Below are 17701 nucleotides of genomic sequence, written 5' to 3'. Positions count from 1 at the left end.
TAAGGAGTTTTGAATATTTCCGTTTCTAACCAAAAACCGTCGTTTAGAAATTTAAAAATTTCGGGTTTTCTCTTTATTAAATTCTTCAAAAGGGCATAGTAAGTAAATAAAGTAATCTGAAACTGGTTTCTTGTTATATCTTCAAGGCCAACAATTTAATTTTTGTATAGGGGTACTGCCACCGTGTCTGTATATTTAATATCAATAAAAACTGCATTTATTATATTTGGTCTTTTGGGTTTTTTTCTTATTATTCCTTGGTTAATCTATAGTTATAGAAAATATGCGTATTTAAGCATTTGGGCATCAATAGTAGCTTATTCCTTTATTTTTTATATGTTAGCTGCATTATTTTTAGTTCTTTTGCCTCTACCGGCTACACGTAATACTTGTGCTTTACAATCGCCTGATACGGTGCACTATTCTCTTGTACCATTTTATTTTATTTGGGATGTTATTAAAAGTAGTTCAGTTGTTTGGTCTCAGCCATCAACTTACATTCAGATATTTAAACAAAGTGCTTTTTTGCAGGCAGCATTCAATTTCATATTATTACTTCCTTTTGGTGTTTATTTAAGGTATTTTTTTCAACAAAAAAGATATTGGAAAAGGGCACTTGGTCTTGGGTTTGTACTCTCTCTTTTTTATGAGGTCACACAAGTAACTGGGATTTACGGAATCTATAATTGTCCATATCGCATATTTGATATTGATGACCTTATATTAAATAGCACTGGCGCACTGTTTGGATTCCTTATTGCACCGATTATACTTGCTTTATTCCCGTCTAGAAAAAGCATACTTGCTAAAGGCGAAGGTATACGGGAAAGTCACTTTGTCCCTCCATTATCGCAATTAGTGGCTGTACTCATAGATTACCTTTTAATCAAAGTTAGTTGGAACCTAACAGTTGGATTCTTTTCAACAAGTGCATTCTTAGAATTTATTTTTACAACGTTTGGATTTATCATTTATTACCTTCTTGTTCCTCTTTTTTGGAAAGGCAAAACAATTGGAACAAATATCATGCGTTTTAAACTTATTACATTTGATGGAGAAACACCATCATGGCAGCCTTTGCTAAAAAGGTTCTTTGCGTTATATCTGCCTTGGGTAGCAACAAAGTTTCTAAGTATATTTAACAGTATTGAGCTAGATATGAACTCATTTTTCTATCCATATCTAGTGTGGTCTTCTGTTTCTGTATTTGTACTTTTTGCTACTATGTGGTCTGTATTATTTATTCATGCTATGTTCATCATTGTTAATAGAGGGAGAAGGACGTTTTATTTTGACCATGCAGCGAATGTAATACCGAAGAAAAAATAATATGATTTATAAAAGCAAATCCTGATTTAAGGGTTTGCTTTTATTTTTAAGGTTTATTTAAGGTTTAGATTAAATTGGTGTAAGGTTTGTTAATTATACTTGTGATTAGTTACAAGGAGGCTATAACAGTGAAAATAATATTACAAGCAAAAAACGTACAAAAAGTATTTGGTACAAAGGGAAATATTTATAAAGCATTAGAAGATATTGATTTGGAAATTAAAGAGGGCGAATTTGTTGGAATAATGGGGCCTTCAGGTGCTGGTAAATCAACATTGTTAAATGTGTTATCCACTATTGACACACAAACATCAGGGGATATTATCATCAACAATCAACATATCGTAGGCATGAATGAAAAACAATTGGCAGACTTCCGTCGAAATCAACTCGGCTTCATTTTTCAAGATTATAACCTTCTTGATACGTTATCAGTGAAAGAAAATATACTACTTCCACTTGCATTATCAAAAGTTTCGGCACGTGAGATAGAAACCCGAGTGGAAAAAATTGCGAAGACGTTTGGCATAAGTGAAATACTCGATAAATATCCGTATCACATTTCAGGTGGGCAAAAACAACGCACAGCAGCAGCAAGGGCTATTATTACGAACCCGAGTCTAATCTTGGCGGACGAACCAACAGGTGCATTAGATTCAAAATCCGCAACCAGTTTATTAGAAAGCTTAACTATGTTAAACGAAGAGATTAACTCCACGATTATGATGGTTACACATGATGCTTTTGCTGCAAGCTTCTGTAAACGAATTGTATTTATTAAAGATGGTAGAATCCATGCTGAAATTCATAAAAAACAACAGTCTCGAAAGGAATTCTACCAAAAAATATTAGACGTTCTTGCTTCACTTGGGGGTGGGAATTAAATGACGCTGTTTCAAATTGCTAGGAAGAATATTAGGAAAAACTTCACCAATTATTTTCTTTATTTTTCTTCTATGATTTTTAGTATTGTAATCTACTTTACTTTCGTTTCAATGAAATATGATAAAACAATTCAATCTGCATCAGAATCTTCGACAAAAATTAGTGCAGCCTTTAATGCTGCATCTGTCGTATTAATGATTTTTGTTGCCATTTTCATCTGGTATTCAAATTCTTTTTTTACAAGGAAACGGAAAAAAGAGATTGGACTTTATTCATTACTAGGTGTACGTAAGAAACAAATTGGCCGTATGCTCTTTTATGAAAACTTTATAATGGGTATCATGGCGCTTATTATTGGAATTTTCCTAGGTTCGCTATTATCCAAATTTTTTGTATCGATCTTAATGAAAGTGATGGGCTACGATGTGATAGCGAACTATGCTATTGCACCTGATGCGGTAATCAACACGCTCATTGTGTTTACTATTATTACAATCATAACTTCATTTTATGGGTATAGATTAATTTATCGATTTAAGTTGATTGAACTATTTCAAGCAGACAAAGAAGGAGAAAAAGAGCCAAAATCTTCTTTTATCACTGCGATGTTAGCTGTTTTATTCATTGGTATTGGGTACTGGCTTGCACTTCAAAATATATTGGAGTCAGAAGCTTGGAGAAAAATCGGTATACTGGTAACTCCACTTGTTATTATCGTAACCGTAATTTTAGGAACTTATTTATTATTTAGTACAGTAACAATCTATTTATTAAAGATTTCAAGAAATAATAAGAAGAAGTTTTGGAAAGGTATTAACATCATAAGTACATCCCAGCTTCTATATCGTATGAAAGGAAATGCACATACATTAACCATTATTGCTATTTTGAGTGCTACTACGCTAACAGCAGTCGGAGCGTCTTATAGTTTGTATTATAACAATAAAAGTAATGCTGAATTAGCAAATCCAAACAGCATCATGTTTATCAATAATGACAACCAAATAACAAATAAAGTTAAAGAGCTAGTTTCAAAAGTAGAAAACCATGACATTACCTATCATAAAGTGATTCCTACGCTACAAATGAGAGTAGATACGACGAGTTTGAATAGTAAAATGGGTCCGGAAGAAGCGATTTATACTATGATTTCAAATTCATCTTTCAACGAAATGGCTGAACTTCAAAAAAGAGAAGACCATCTTTCACTGGAAAAAAATGATGCAGCTGTACTAGATTCAGGCTACTATGAGGGATTATCTCCAGAATATGTAGGTTCAAGTATTCCTTTAAATGGAGTCAGTCAAACGGATGAAATTATGTTAAAAAAACTGTTGAAATATAATGTCCTCAATGTTCGAACTGCAAATATAACCGTTGTGATTAGCGATGAGCTATTTACACAATTGGAAAAAGAAACTACCTCAATCAATATGGAAACATATGGCCTTTCGGGTGGCGAAAATGGAAAAATGTTAAGTAAAGATATTCAGTCTATTCTCCCAGAGGAGGCTGGTTTCTCTAGCTTTTACAACGATTACGCTCAGGGAATGGAAGCGGCTGGTTTAATTATCTTTATTGGCGCTTTCCTAGGATTGGTATTCCTTGCTGCAACAGGAAGTATTATTTACTTTAAACAGTTGACGGAAGCGAATTCTGATAAAGAGCGTTATGTGATCCTACACAAAATTGGTGTAAATAAAAAAGAAATTAGAAAGTCTATTTCTAAACAGGTATTCTTTATATTTGTTCTACCATTATTAGTAGGGATAGCACATTGTGTAATTGCGTTAACTGCTTTATCAAGATTACTACAAACAAACTTGGTTGTTCCTGTATTAATCTGTATAGGTATTTATGTTTTAATCTACATTATTTATTACTTCTTAACGGTGCGTACTTACTATAAAATTGTGACCAAATAAAATATGGACGGAGAAATAGCAATGAAAAAAATAATTATAGTTGTTGGAATAGTATTAGTGATTCTAATCGGTAGTTTGTTTTTTATCCAAAATGTAAATATTAATCGGTTTGGAACGGATGAATATTATACAACAATAATTGGAGATGGAAATAAAATGGAGGATAAAATGGACGATGGTTCTATTTTAGTAAGGTATGAATACGATTTACCCGCTTATGATAAAGATAGTAACCAAAAAACATTAACATTTACTGCCAACAAACAACTTCGAAAGAATGCGTATTTACTTCTGTTCGTGAAAGATGGAAAGGGAGTTACCTCATACAAGGAAGTGACTGCTGAAGAAATACCGGAAAAAGCCGTTAAAATGTTGGAGTAAATTTTTTCTGAAATCAAATCTAAAGAATCCTTTATTACAAGGGTTCTTTTTTGTTCATATAGAAATCTTAGGGTTGTTTCGTTTATAATTGTTTAAACATTGAAGGTGTGGAGGTAGTAATGAATGGCGTTAAATAAAACAGTATTAATTATTGATGATGAGGAAGATATTTTAAGAATTATAAAAACGGTTTTAATAAAAGAAGGGATTGAAAAAGTTGTAACTTCTACCACTGCAAAAGGAGGCTTTGACGAGTTCCAACAATCACATCCAGACCTTGTATTATTAGACATAATGTTACCAGATGGAGAAGGTTATGATGTATGTAAACAAATAAGAAATATTTCGAATGTGCCAATTTTATTTATATCAGCAAAATCAGAGGAATTGGACAAGCTCTTAGGCTTTGCCATTGGTGGTGATGATTATATAACAAAACCATTTAGTCCTAAAGAGGTTGCTTATCGAGTAAAAGCTCAGTTACGAAGGGCAGAATTTTTGCTAACGGATAACAAGACAGATCCTATAATTATAGCTGGTCCGTTTGAATTGAACGATCAAAAAGCGGAGTTATTAAAAAATAAGGAAGTCATTGAATTAAAGCCAAAAGAACTTGGTTTAATGAAGTATTTTCTCCAAAATATTAACAAGGTGATTAGTAAAGAAAGGCTCTATGATACCGTCTGGGGTGAGGACTATTTTGGCTCGGATAATACAGTGATGGTTCATATCCGGCGATTGCGAGAAAAAATAGAAATTAATCCCTCCTCTCCAAAATTTTTAATTACTGTAAAAGGGTTAGGCTATAAATTTACTGTAGAGGATGAATAAATCATGACGTGGAAGTTAACTGGAAGATATATACTTTCCGTTGTATTAGTCGTAATTCTCGTTGTTTTCATAAATATGTTTACAATGTTTGCTTTATTGCTAGCTCAGTCTGCTTTTAACTTACCAATATTTAAAGGAAACGAAGCAACGCCTGAACAATTTACAAGACAATTTCAAGAGAACATAAATATAGCAAATAATCATGTGACTATTACCGAAAAAGGAAAAAAAGCGTTGGTCGAAGAAAATGCTTGGATTCAAATTTTAGACGAAAATGGTAAGGTAATCTATGGCTATAGGGTGCCAACAGGTATAAAGGAAAAGTATACGCCATCAGAAATCATTCAAAACTATAAATATCAGGAGATTAATGGGGATACAACTGTATTTGTTGGTAATAAAAAGGAAGAATCCTATAATTACAGTTATTTTATTGGAATAGAGAATCCCAGTGTAAATCGCTTATTTATTTCGTTTGATAATCAGGACATATTTCAAGCAGTAAAAGTTGGCGCTATTGTTCTTATTATAGACATCTTCATCGCCTTATTAATTGGCTACTTATTTAGTAAACGTCTAACAAAACCTATACAAATACTCATTAATGGCATCAAAAGACTGGCGAATAAAGATTATACTGTCCATTATGAGCCTAAAGGGGTTTATAAAGACGTTTTTCATAATGTCAATTTATTATCTAATCAACTTACAGCCAATGAAAAGGAAAGAAAGAAGTTGGAGATGATGAGAGAAGAGTGGATAGGAAATATTTCACATGATATAAAAACTCCATTAGCTTCCATACAAGGATATGCTGAATTAATAAAAGATCCAGATTATAACTTTAGTTTATCAGAAATAAGGGAATACGCTGAGATTATTGAACAAAAGTCTTTGTATATAAAAGAGGTAATGGATGATTTAAATTTAACGACAAGATTAAAAAATAAAGCATTATCATTAAACAAAGAAACGGTTAATATTGTTTCTTTATTAAGAAATATGGTAATTGATATCTTAAATGATCCGCATTATTCTAATCGCCATATAGAGTTTCATGTAAATCAAGAGAATATACCTGTAGCGATTGATGAAATTCTTTTTCGAAGAGCGATCAATAATCTAATTTATAATGCGATTGTTCATAATGATGAAAATGTAATAATAGATGTAATGATTGAGAAATGTGAACGAACTCATATAACTATAAAGGACAATGGAAAAGGCATAAAGAATGAGGAACTTGATAAAATTTTTGATCGCTATTACCGAGGAACCAGTACCGGAGAAGCACATAAAGGATCTGGACTTGGAATGGCCATAGCTAAAGATATTATTCAGGAACATAATGGAGAGCTTACGATTAACAGTGAACTTGGTTTTGGGACAACGGTAGAAATTAAATTTTAAAGAACCCTAGTAAAATTAAAACGTTGCCGAATTAAACAGCAATATTTTATTCATTAATAACAGTATGTTGAGTTAATAAAATTCAGTTAATGACTGGGGTTTTTTTCAGTGATTAGATTAAATCTTTTTTATAAAACTACAGATACATCTACAACAAGTGGAGGCGCACATTTGAAGCTACCTGCCTTATCCAAAACCCAATCGCCAACAGTAAATTTCATTGAATTTTGTACACTTTTTCGATTTTAGTAAATTCTCCTTCCATTTTTACTAAATATTGATTATTGTTAAACTATTCGTATAAATTCATAGAGAGAAGGAATATTTATGCAGAAATATAAAGGCGAAATTTTGATGCTCATTACGGCCGTGATGTGGGGGAGCGGTTTCGTCGGCATGGCTGTTGGGCTAGAGTACTGGACCGTCTTTCAATTAATGGCTGGGCGCTTTTTATTAGCGTCCATTATTTTAAGCGTTATATTTTATAAAAAGTTAAAATTAATTACGAAAAGCGTTCTTTGGAAGGGTGCTGTCCTTGGCGCCATCTTATTTGCCGCATTTGCTTTGCAAACGATGGGGCTGGAGTACACGACACCCTCGAAAAATGCTTTTTTAACAGCTTTAAATGTTATTATTGTACCAATCATTGCGTATGTCATTTATAAACGTCGCATTGATCGCTTTGAATTTATTGCTGCCGGAATGGCGATTGTCGGAATTGGCTTTTTATCATTACAAGACTCGCTCACAATCAATTTTGGCGATTTCCTGTCCATTTTATGTGCAGTTGGCTTTGCCTTTGACATTTTCTATACAAATGTTTTCGTCAAAACTGAGGATGCACTTGCTTTAACAATTGTTCAATTTTATACGGCGACGATTTTAAGTATTGCTTCAGTCCTAGTGCTTGGTGAGGTGCCAACTACATATTCTTCGGAAGGGATCTACGTTATTCTTTACTTAGCGGTTTTCTGTACGGCGGTTGCGTATGTGTGTCAAAATATTGGGATGCAATATGCAAATCCAACAAAATCCGCAATTATCCTATCAACGGAAGCTTTATTCGGTACGATATTCTCGGTATGGCTACTCAGCGAAATATTAACGGGGCGTATGCTGTTCGGCTGTGTGTTAATTTTTGTTGCCATTATATTTGCCGAGGTCAAGCCAACCTTTAAAAGGAAAAAATTATATGCATAAAAGGATGGAAAGCAACCTGTTTTTTAGGTTGCTTTTTTGTGAGGGGAAAAAGTTGAAATACGTGCCAATTCACATGAAATCACCCATTATTCGCACTTTATTCAGGTACTACGAAAGGCTTTTAAAGTGAAAAATCGGAAAACTGGATATATTAAGCTTGACCTATGTGTCGGATATCGTTACGATAGGCATTGAAAAGTTCATAGACCTAAAAATGTAGGGGTGCTAGTGTTGCTAGCTGAGAAAGTGATCCATGGAGAGACTTACCCTTTGAACCTGAACTGGTTAATACCGGCGGAGGAAACATTGACACGTAGATTGTTATTTAGTTTATTTTTGTAACTATTTGTTTCTTGTTCGACGCCTGGTACCCAATGTACCAGGCGTTTTTTACATTTTTCTATTAGTCCTTTTCATTTGAAAGATAGATCTTGCAAAAAAACGCAAGAATCTGTACATACTTAGGCGAAAAAGGGAGGATTTTTACATGTGGAAATGGTTAAGTATTATTGGCATGTCATTGCTATTAGTAGGCTGTCAACAAGATGCTAAAACAGAAGATTCAGATTTGACGAAAGTTCAAGTGGTGCTTGATTGGACGCCAAATACGAATCATACGGGCTTATATGTTGCCCAGGAAAAAGGGTATTTTGAGGAAGCAGGTCTGGATGTTGAAATTATTCAACCAGGGGATGCAGGTGCAGATCAGCTTGTTGCAACAGGCAAAGCACAGTTCGGAATTAGTGCCCAAGAATCCGTTACACAGGCGCGATTGCAAGGTGTCCCAATCGTTTCCATTGCAGCCATCATTCAGCACAATACATCGGGTTTTGCATCATTAAAGGAAACGGGGATTCAAACACCAAAAGATTTTGAAGGAAAAACATATGGCGGCTGGGGTTCACCAGTTGAACAAGCCATTATAAAAACGGTAATGGGCATGGAAGATGGGGATGTAGAGAAAGTAGACATTGTTAACGCCGGCTCTGCAGACTTTTTTAATATGATGAAACAAGATATTGATTTTGCATGGATTTACTACGGCTGGACAGGCATTGAAGCGGAGTTACGTGAGCAAGCTATTGATATGCTATATTTAACAGATTATGCGAAAGAATTGGATTACTATACACCGGTAATTATTACGAATGAAAAGTACATTGACGAGGAAGAAGAAACGGTTCGTGCATTTATGCAGGCCGTAAGCAAAGGCTATGAACTAGCGATTAACGAGCCAGAAGAAGCGGCAAGTATGCTATTAAAAGCCGTACCAGAATTAGATGAAGAACTAGTAGTGAACAGTGCGATTTGGTTATCGAAACAGTACCAAGCAGAAGCGTCACAGTGGGGAATCCAATCATTAGACGTATGGGAAAACTACGCGAATTGGATGTTCGAAAATAAGTTAATCGAAAAAGAATTAGATGCTGAAAAAGCATTTACAAATCAATTTTTACCGGAGGAATAAAAAATGGCCAACAGTTTAGTAAGTATTCAAATTATCCCGAAAACAGAACGGTATGAAGATGTGATCCCGTATGTCGATGCAGCCATTGCAATGATTGATGCGTCTGGGGTCGTTTATCGCGTAGGTCCTTTAGAAACAACGATGGAAGGCGAGCTAACACAGCTTCTACAACTGATTGAAAAAATGAATGAAAAAATGGTGGAACTGGGTGCAATTAGCGTCATTTCTCAAGTGAAAATTTTATATAACCCACAAGGTGCATCAATCGAAAAGCTAACGGGGAAATATGATTCATGAACCTTTGGAAAAAGTATCGCATTACGATAGGCTTTTTACTAAGTTTATTCATCATTGCCGAAATTGTCGTGCGGCTACTAGATTTACCAGTTTGGCTATTTCCTGCACCATCTGTAGTCATAATGGAGCTTTTTCAAACGTCTGATGAACTTTTACCACATGTCATTGCAACGGTTAAGCTAACAATCATCGGTTTAACAGCTGGAAGTTTAATTGGTTTTATCGTAGGGATTTTATTGCATTTACTGCCGATCGTCCATAAAGTTGGCTATCCATTAATCCTGATATCGCAAAATATCCCGACGATTGTGCTAGCGCCACTATTAATCATTTGGTTTGGCTTCGGGCTTATGCCAAAGGTCGTCATTATTGGGTTAGTATGCTTCTTCCCAATTGCGATTGCCCTGTTGGATGGGTTACGTCAAACGACACCAGAACTGCGACAGTATTTTCAAATGGCTGGTGCGACAAAATGGCAGCAATTTTGGAAGCTTGAGCTACCGTTTGCAATGCCAGCGTTATTTTCAGGGTTAAAGATTGCCGCTACGTATAGCGTGATGGGTGCGGTCATTACCGAATGGCTCGGTGCGAAACAAGGTTTAGGCGTGTATATGACATATGCACAATCAGCCTTTCGCACAGATCGCGTGTTTGTTGCGATTACACTCATTGTCGTACTAAGCTTAAGCGTTTTCGGAATCATTCGCCTAATAGAAGAGCGTTTTGTACATAGCTATAAAAAGGAGGAGCCACATCATGCTAACAATTCAAGCACTCCATAAGCAATTTCAGCAGCAAGAAGTTTTGCAAGATATTGATTTACATGTACAAGATGGAGAAATCGTGGCATTGCTTGGTCCTTCTGGTAGCGGTAAAAGTACATTATTACAATGTGTTGGCGGGATATTGCCACCATCTTCTGGTCAAATTTTCATTGATGATACGCTCATTAATGGGGAAAGTGGGCACATTAGCTATATGCCACAGCATCACTGCCTATTACCTTGGCGAACGGTGTTACAAAACGTACTGCTTGCACAAGAATTATCGGGCACGGTTAATAAGGATGAAGCTATTGAATGGATTGAACGTATTGGATTAGGGGATTATTTACACGCCTATCCACACGAAATTTCAGGTGGCATGAAGCAGCGTATATCCTTTTTACGTGCTTTATTAAGTCCGCAAAGCTTGCTCTGTCTAGACGAGCCTTTTTCAGCACTGGATGAAATTACACGCCATAAAATGCACATTTGGCTATTAGAAATGTGGAAAAAACGTCAAAAGTCTATTTTATTTATTACCCATCAAATTGATGAAGCGCTTTTTTTGGCAAACCGTATTTATGTGCTATCGGAACGCCCGGCAACGATTAAAGCAGAAATCCAAGTGCCGTTTCCAAAAGAGCGCACAAAGGAACTGTTAGAAACCGAGGAATTTTTCCAAGCACGTACAAAGCTTTTGAACTTGTTGATGGAGTGAAAATCTTATAAAGCACAATTCATTGTTTAAATGGATTGTGCTTTACTTCGTATTATAATAAACGAGACATATAATATTCATCCACATATTGGCCGTCGATAAATAAAGAGTCTTTTTTAACGCCTTCAATTTCAAAGCCCATTTTTTTATATAAATGAACCGCTACTTCATTCGTCGCGATAACGGTTAACTCTAGGCGATGAAGCTCCACTTGTTTTGCCCATGAAATAACCGAAGTGAAAAGTGCATTACCTACACCTTTTCCTCGACTATCACTATGTACGCCAATGACAATATATGCTCGATGTGCAATGCGTTGAGGCTTTTCATTTTGGACGATCATATAGCCTAATATGCGGTCACCTTCAGTTGCAATAAACATACCTGATTTGGTTTGACTATTGATTAATTCAATAAGCTTGCCTAAACTTTCAGGAGTCACCTTTCTTTCCCCAGGTGCAAATAGCATAAAACCAGATTCTTCTGCATTGCTCATCACAAATATGATGTCTTCAGCATCACGATTCGTTGCTTTTCGGATTTCAATCATAGCTAAAACTCCTTTTAATTTCCTATTTTTCTCATTATACCAAATAATCAATGACTGACTCTTTTGATTTTTTAAACGATAATGTAAATTAAAGGTGTAGTATCCTACCTCAAATGATAAAATAATTACTATATTGTGAAATGAAAGAGGTAAAACGAATGGAAACTAGTTCAGATGTTTTAATCGTTATCGATTTACAAAATGGCGTATGTTACAGCGGAGATCATCTATTTGATTTATCAAATTTACTCACGAAAGTAAATAATCGAATCGCCTTATATCGAAAATTACATAAACCTATCGTTTTTGTTCAACACTGTGATGAAGGATTAGTACCCGAAGAAGAACTTTGGGCAATTCATGCCTATTTAGATGTCCAAAAACATGATTATTTTGTAAGAAAAAAACATGCAAATTGATTTTACAAAACGAACTTAAAACAACTTTTAGACCAATTAGATATCCAACGCATTGAATTTTGCGGCGCTCAAACAGAATACTGTATGGATGCTACAATTAAATTTGCTCATGGAATGGGCTATGAAAACTCCATGGTACAAAAAGCAACCTCAACTTTGAATAATCCATTTATGTCTGCAGAAGACACAATTGATTTTTATGAAAATATATGGAAAAACAGATTTTTAACATTGATAGAAGATGAATTATAGAAATGTATTACACCGGGTGTAACTAAATATTGAAAAGCTCATTATAGCTGCCAAAAGAAATGTTAGAACAGTTACAATAAGAAATACTTGCGGAAGTTCGGAGGGAAGACGAAATGATGTTGCATTCATACAAAGGAGATATTATGGATGCTACTGATTTAACTTATGAAGAACTAGAAGCGTAAAAAATGTAAGTATTCCCAAGTCCTTTTGCTAACAACGGCAAGTTTAATCCAAATGGGTCGGTATCAAGCACGGAATTTTTTGCGTTTCTGTAATAAGCATTTCTCATATAAAAACAAAAACGCCACTAAATACTGAAACTAAAATTGGTAGCGTGTTTTATTTGTATTAATCATAAACAACCCTGAATTACCAAAAGTTGTATAATCATTTCAATTTATATGATAAACTAGATTAACAGCAAAACATAGAGCGGACGGCGGTTGGCACTCCTTTGAGAAAGGGGGTGTTAAAGATAGTGACCTATGAAGCATTGAATTTAATGTTCCATTTTTACCACATTTTATGCTGAAATAAAAATAAAAGCAAAAGCTGTGCCGAGAGTTAAAACTTTCAGCACAGCTTTTTTCATTATCAAAAAGTATGCTGCTAGAAGCTTATACGAGCGTTGATATTTCTTTGTAATAAGGTTTTCTCTATGAAAACGGGCGGATTCAATTGACGATTTGGAGTTATTATAATATACTAGCTTACATAAAGTAACTAAAAGATGGGAATGGACAACATGGAAAATATACTTTCGATTTTACTAGATAAAACAAATCTGGTCGCGCGTAACGACTTTCAAAATATAGCAGTAGTTGGCCCAGTGAAATTACCAGTGAAGCAAAGTGAATTTGAAGCAACATTTAACTGGTACAGCTGGCTACCAGTGGACATAGCGCACTCAAAAGAGGAAGTCATTTCATCCTTAAACGAAATGAATCTAGCATTTGGGCAACAGTCTTCAGTTTTAGTATATGGAGATTTTGAAAATGCAGACAATGCGCTCATTCGTATGCATAGTATATGTCATACAGGCGATATTTTTGGCTCACAGCGTTGTGACTGTGGCTACCAGCTGCATGAATCGATGAAAATGATTGTCGAGAATGGCTGTGGCGCTATTTTCTATTTAGCTGATCATGAAGGACGTGGTATTGGGCTATTTTCGAAAACTTTCGCGTACTTATTACAAGAAGAAGGCTTCGATACAGTAGAAGCGAACCATGCACTCGGCTTTGAAGATGATACAAGGTCGTATGAAGATGCGATTAAAGTGCTGCGTTCACTAAGAACAAAACCTGTGACACTCATTACAAACAATCCGAAAAAACTCGCAGCCTTACAAGAACACGGACTACTGACAAATGGGCATGTGCCTTTATGGGGTGGAGAAACGGAAACGAACCGTCATTATTTACAAACAAAAGTAGAAAAATCAGGTCATATTCAACAAAAAATTACCGGGTAAGGGGAAGTCCATAATGCATAACGATCAAACTTATATGCAGCTTGCATTAGATTTAGCAGCAACTGCGCGCGGCAATACGAATCCGAATCCACTTGTCGGCGCAGTTATTGTAAAAGACGGGGTTATTGTAGGCACGGGTTTACATAGAAAGGCGGGCGAACCTCATGCGGAAGTTCATGCTTTCCGTATGGCAGGTGAACATGCGCAAGGGGCGACTCTTTATGTGACGCTGGAGCCGTGCTCACATTATGGCAAAACACCGCCTTGTGCAAATTTAGTGAAGGAATCCGGTGTCGTACGAGTTGTTATTGCAATGAAAGATCCGAATCCATCTGTTGCAGGCCGCGGTATTCAATTGTTGCAAGATGCCGGCATTGAAGTGCAAGTTGGTCTGCTAGAGGAACAAGCGCTACGTTTAAATGAACGGTTTATTCATAATATGCTTACAAGCCGTCCGTTTGTTGTATCGAAATTTGCGATGACGCTCGACGGAAAAATAGCTACAGCAAACGGTCATTCTAAATGGATTACAGGGGAAGCTGCACGCAAAAATGTACATGAGCTCCGACACGAAATGGATGCGATTTTAGTCGGGGTTGGGACTGTACTCGCAGATAATCCAAAACTGACTACACGCCTAGATGATCGCAACAGTAAAAATCCCGTACGTATAATTTTAGATTCGAATTTGCAAACACCGCTAACAAGTCACGTTGCAAATACAACCGAAGCGAAAACAATCATCGTCACTTCACTAGAAGCGCATGAAGAGAAGGCACAAAGCTTAGTCGCATTAGGCGTGGAAATTGTACGCGTAGGGAAAAATGAGCGCGGCTTAAAGATAGAAGAAGTGCTGACAAAGCTTTATGATGTTGGCATTACGGATATTTTAGTTGAAGGGGGCGGCGCGGTGAATGCCTCGTTCCTTCGTGCAGGTTTGATTGATAAATTCATCGTCTACGTAGCACCTAAAGTGTTAGGTGGCGAACATTCGATTAATCCGTTTCGCGGTGAAGATGTAACCTCGATGGACGCGGCAATGCAACTTGATTTTTCAGATGTGCAAAAAATAGGGGACGATTTTTGTCTCATTGCTTACCCTCAAATGGGTGATGAACGTGCATAAAGATGTTGATATTTGTATCGTCGGTGCAGGACCAGGCGGCGCACTCCTTAGCTTGCTACTAGTAAAAAAGGGCTTTTCTGTGCTGTTAGTCGAGCGCACAAACTCTTTAGCTAAAGCATTTCGTGGCGAGCATTTAAATGAAACGGGAGAAGCCATATTGAAAAAACATGGCCTATTTGACCGAGTGGAAAAGCTTGGACTATTGCGCATGGAAACTCTGGAATATTGCCATAACGGTAAAACAATAAAAACAATAAAAGCCGACCCAACTGTTGGGCACTTAGGTATTCATGTACCGCAAGCCCATTTGCTACAAGTCATTACAGAGGAAGCAGAACAATTCCCGAACTTTCACTTACTCCTCAATACGACTGTCAAAAGTTTAGTTCAGGACTCAAACGGGCATTATACACAAGTTTTGGCTTTGCACGACGGAGAAGAGCTCACGATTGATGCAGCATTAATTGTTGGCGCAGATGGACGTCACTCAACAATCCGCAAAAAAGCAGGGCTTGATACGCAAATTTATAGTCACGGCTATGATTTACTGTGGGCACGTATTCCCACACCGGCTAACTGGACTCCGGCAATTAAAATGGCACTCGTCGATGGGATGCAAATTTCATTGTTCACGCAAGCAAAAGGCTATGTCCAAATTGGATGGAATATCGAAAAAGGCAGTTATCCGAAGTTAAGAAAGCAGCCATTCGCACCATTTATCGACAAGCTCGTGCAAGCGTTCCCGCAACTAACAAACAGTGTCCAAACCCATATCCAATCATGGCAGTATTTTGTACTGCTCGATGTATTTAGCTCCACAAGTGAAAATTGGGGAAAAGATGGGGTTTTATTGATCGGTGACGCGGTGCATACAATGACACCAACCGGAGCGTTTGGTCTTAATGCAGCGATGGAGGATGCAGACGTGTTCGCGAGTTTACTCGATCCGAACACCATTTTACAGTCCAACTTTAAGGAATGTGCAACAATGAGAAAACAACAAACGGCGAAATTACGCGAAATGCAAGTTGAAAAGGAAAAAGGCTTCGCGCAAAATTTCATCGTCATGGATTAGGTGGAAAATATGAAATTTGGTTTTGATATAGATGATACATTAATTCATTTGCGCGGCTATGCGTTTGAATTATATAACAAGGAATTTGAGCAAAATTTTGGGGTGGACGTCTTTCAAGGCATTCCAACAGTTGAAATTCATGCCCCATTTGGATTAACAAATGAAGAAGGGCGCGCGATGTGGAAGCGTTCCATGGAAACAATTTATTTCACAAGTTGCCCGGTGTATGAAGGGGCACTTGAAACATTGCAAGCACTCGTTGCAGAGGGTCATGATGTGTATTACATTACCTCTCGTCCGAAGCAATTTTGTGGACGTACAAAAGATTGGATGATCGCACAAGGCTTTCCTGTCGCAGAGGGACATTTCTTTTGTGGTATGGAAGACGACGAAAAAATTGCGACGATTAAGGCACTCGAACTCGATTATTACGTGGACGATAAACCCGCCGTACTGGATACGCTTTCTGCTGTTTCAACGAAGGTAATCGTAAAGGACCAATCGTACAACCAGCATGTAACGTACCCGCGATTAACAGACTGGAAAGATTTCGAAAAATTACGGTGATGGCTGTACATTGCTTTTGAAGTGATTCCATTTTGAACAACAAATTTTTTAGTATGCTCTCCTGCCTTTTAATGCGTAATTGATATAAAACTTCAATATAAGTAAATGTTAAACCACTACTAAAATTCTGAAGTATCGATTTATAAAAAATATTTATTCTTTCAAAATGGACCGATTCAGCTTCTATACATCAAAAATTTACACCCACCTACCCGGTAAACGAGCAGGTGGGTGTTTTTAATTATTTTAAATGAAAGGAATTACAACGTTAAAGCCTACACATGCTGACGGTTCAATTGAACAGGTGATAGACCGCTTACCATTTAGAGCCCTTAAGCCCACTTTAATTTCGTGCGCTCAAGGGCTCTCTTTTAATCAATGCTTTTTATTTTCGTACTTCGTAATGGAGTTCGACAAATTGATTGAACTGCTGAATTCCTTTTAAAGTAAGCTCTAAATGGAATTCTTGTTCTTTAAATAACGGAATACCATTGCCAATTAATGTTGGCGCAACGGTTATGATCAATTCATCAACCAATTTATCTTTTAAGAAGGAATGCAACAACTCGCCACCACCTACAAGCCAAATGTTTTTGCCGTTTTGTGTTTTTAGTTCATTCGTAAAATTCACGATATCATCATTGATAAACGTTACTTTTTCATTTTCTTCGTGTACCGCTCTTGAAAAGACATAGCATTGTTTATCTAAATATGGAAATTCACCGGTCATGTTTTCCTTAATCCAATCATACGTTCTTTTTCCCATCAAAACGGTATCCACTGTATCATAAAACGCGGAATACCCATTGTCACCTTCACCTTCCACTTTAAACAACCATTCCAAAGTATCGTTTTTTGTTGCAATATAGCCATCTAAGCTCGTGGCAATGAACAGCATTAATTTTCTTTGAGTATTCATAATTTCTCCTCCCACAATATAGAATGTATGTTCTAATCATTTTAGACGAAATGCACGCAAAATACAATGGATGCATCTTGTTCGTGCGTGTGTTCACCTTCAATTTAT

The 17701-nt window shown here is 36.4% G+C and carries 17 protein-coding genes, 1 pseudogene and 1 riboswitch; of the genes and pseudogenes, 16 read left to right on the top strand and 2 right to left on the bottom strand.

Annotated elements, in window-relative coordinates:
- The first annotated feature begins 183 nt into the window (after window positions 1–183).
- The 11 genes from CSE16_RS10520 to CSE16_RS10470 all read left to right on the top strand — a co-directional run bounded on the left by CSE16_RS10520 (window position 184) and on the right by CSE16_RS10470 (window position 11208).
- Complete coding sequence (locus tag CSE16_RS10520) at window positions 184–1329, top strand: VanZ family protein (RefSeq protein ID WP_172954376.1); 1146 nt, start codon at window positions 184–186, stop codon at window positions 1327–1329.
- A 128-nt stretch (window positions 1330–1457) separates the two neighbouring features.
- The gene (locus CSE16_RS10515; RefSeq protein ID WP_099423855.1) at window positions 1458–2213 is read left to right on the top strand and encodes an ABC transporter ATP-binding protein; all 756 of its coding nucleotides are present in this window, start codon (window positions 1458–1460) and stop codon (window positions 2211–2213) included.
- The gene (locus tag CSE16_RS10510; RefSeq protein ID WP_099423854.1) at window positions 2214–4139 is read left to right on the top strand and encodes an FtsX-like permease family protein; all 1926 of its coding nucleotides are present in this window, start codon (window positions 2214–2216) and stop codon (window positions 4137–4139) included.
- 21 nt (window positions 4140–4160) lie between these two features.
- Window positions 4161–4520, top strand: coding sequence for a YxeA family protein (locus CSE16_RS10505; RefSeq protein ID WP_099423853.1), 360 nt, complete (start codon window positions 4161–4163; stop codon window positions 4518–4520).
- 123 nt (window positions 4521–4643) lie between these two features.
- On the top strand, window positions 4644–5351 hold the full coding sequence (locus tag CSE16_RS10500) for a response regulator transcription factor (protein ID WP_099423852.1): 708 nt from the start codon (window positions 4644–4646) through the stop codon (window positions 5349–5351).
- A gap of 3 nt (window positions 5352–5354) precedes the next feature.
- Entirely contained in the window at window positions 5355–6761 is a 1407-nt protein-coding gene (locus tag CSE16_RS10495) for a sensor histidine kinase (protein ID WP_099423851.1), read from the top strand.
- Between the two features lie 327 nt (window positions 6762–7088).
- Window positions 7089–7961 (top strand): DMT family transporter, encoded by an 873-nt coding sequence (locus CSE16_RS10490; protein ID WP_099423850.1) that lies wholly within the window; start codon window positions 7089–7091, stop codon window positions 7959–7961.
- Between the two features lie 208 nt (window positions 7962–8169).
- A riboswitch (TPP riboswitch) is annotated at window positions 8170–8281 on the top strand.
- 167 nt (window positions 8282–8448) lie between these two features.
- Window positions 8449–9429: an ABC transporter substrate-binding protein gene (locus CSE16_RS10485; protein ID WP_099423849.1), complete on the top strand. Its 981-nt coding sequence runs from the start codon at window positions 8449–8451 to the stop codon at window positions 9427–9429.
- A 3-nt stretch (window positions 9430–9432) separates the two neighbouring features.
- Entirely contained in the window at window positions 9433–9726 is a 294-nt protein-coding gene (locus tag CSE16_RS10480; RefSeq protein ID WP_099423848.1) for a thiamine-binding protein, read from the top strand.
- Window positions 9723–10508 carry an ABC transporter permease gene (locus CSE16_RS10475; protein WP_099423847.1) on the top strand — a complete coding sequence of 262 codons (786 nt, stop codon included), beginning with the start codon at window positions 9723–9725 and terminating at the stop codon, window positions 10506–10508. Before CSE16_RS10480 ends, CSE16_RS10475 begins: the two co-directional genes overlap by 4 nt.
- Window positions 10483–11208 carry an ABC transporter ATP-binding protein gene (locus tag CSE16_RS10470; protein WP_099423846.1) on the top strand — a complete coding sequence of 242 codons (726 nt, stop codon included), beginning with the start codon at window positions 10483–10485 and terminating at the stop codon, window positions 11206–11208. The genes CSE16_RS10475 and CSE16_RS10470 overlap by 26 nt, the downstream gene beginning before the upstream one ends.
- A gap of 52 nt (window positions 11209–11260) precedes the next feature.
- Here the strand turns inward: CSE16_RS10470 and CSE16_RS10465 are convergent, their stop codons facing one another.
- Entirely contained in the window at window positions 11261–11755 is a 495-nt protein-coding gene (locus tag CSE16_RS10465) for a GNAT family N-acetyltransferase (protein ID WP_172954432.1), read from the bottom strand.
- A gap of 161 nt (window positions 11756–11916) precedes the next feature.
- Between CSE16_RS10465 and CSE16_RS10460 the strand changes: the two are divergent.
- From CSE16_RS10460 to CSE16_RS10440, 5 genes and pseudogenes are all read left to right on the top strand, one after another.
- Window positions 11917–12429, top strand: a pseudogene (locus CSE16_RS10460) (cysteine hydrolase family protein).
- A 739-nt stretch (window positions 12430–13168) separates the two neighbouring features.
- The gene (locus CSE16_RS10455; protein WP_099425810.1) at window positions 13169–13906 is read left to right on the top strand and encodes a GTP cyclohydrolase II; all 738 of its coding nucleotides are present in this window, start codon (window positions 13169–13171) and stop codon (window positions 13904–13906) included.
- A gap of 13 nt (window positions 13907–13919) precedes the next feature.
- Window positions 13920–15032 (top strand): bifunctional diaminohydroxyphosphoribosylaminopyrimidine deaminase/5-amino-6-(5-phosphoribosylamino)uracil reductase RibD, encoded by a 1113-nt coding sequence (gene ribD / locus CSE16_RS10450; RefSeq protein WP_099423844.1) that lies wholly within the window; start codon window positions 13920–13922, stop codon window positions 15030–15032.
- Window positions 15025–16107, top strand: coding sequence for an FAD-dependent monooxygenase (locus tag CSE16_RS10445; protein ID WP_099425809.1), 1083 nt, complete (start codon window positions 15025–15027; stop codon window positions 16105–16107). Before ribD ends, CSE16_RS10445 begins: the two co-directional genes overlap by 8 nt.
- Window positions 16108–16116: 9 nt before the next feature.
- The gene (locus tag CSE16_RS10440; protein WP_099423843.1) at window positions 16117–16674 is read left to right on the top strand and encodes a 5' nucleotidase, NT5C type; all 558 of its coding nucleotides are present in this window, start codon (window positions 16117–16119) and stop codon (window positions 16672–16674) included.
- A gap of 385 nt (window positions 16675–17059) precedes the next feature.
- Here CSE16_RS10440 and CSE16_RS10435 read toward each other — a convergent pair whose 3' ends face one another.
- Window positions 17060–17593 (bottom strand): dihydrofolate reductase family protein, encoded by a 534-nt coding sequence (locus CSE16_RS10435; protein ID WP_099423842.1) that lies wholly within the window; start codon window positions 17591–17593, stop codon window positions 17060–17062.
- Window positions 17594–17701: the final 108 nt, after the last annotated feature.

Origin of the sequence: Solibacillus sp. R5-41 (assembly GCF_002736105.1) — a bacterium.
In the GTDB taxonomy this organism is placed as follows: domain Bacteria; phylum Bacillota; class Bacilli; order Bacillales_A; family Planococcaceae; genus Solibacillus.
This window is presented reverse-complemented; position numbering and strand designations above follow the sequence as displayed.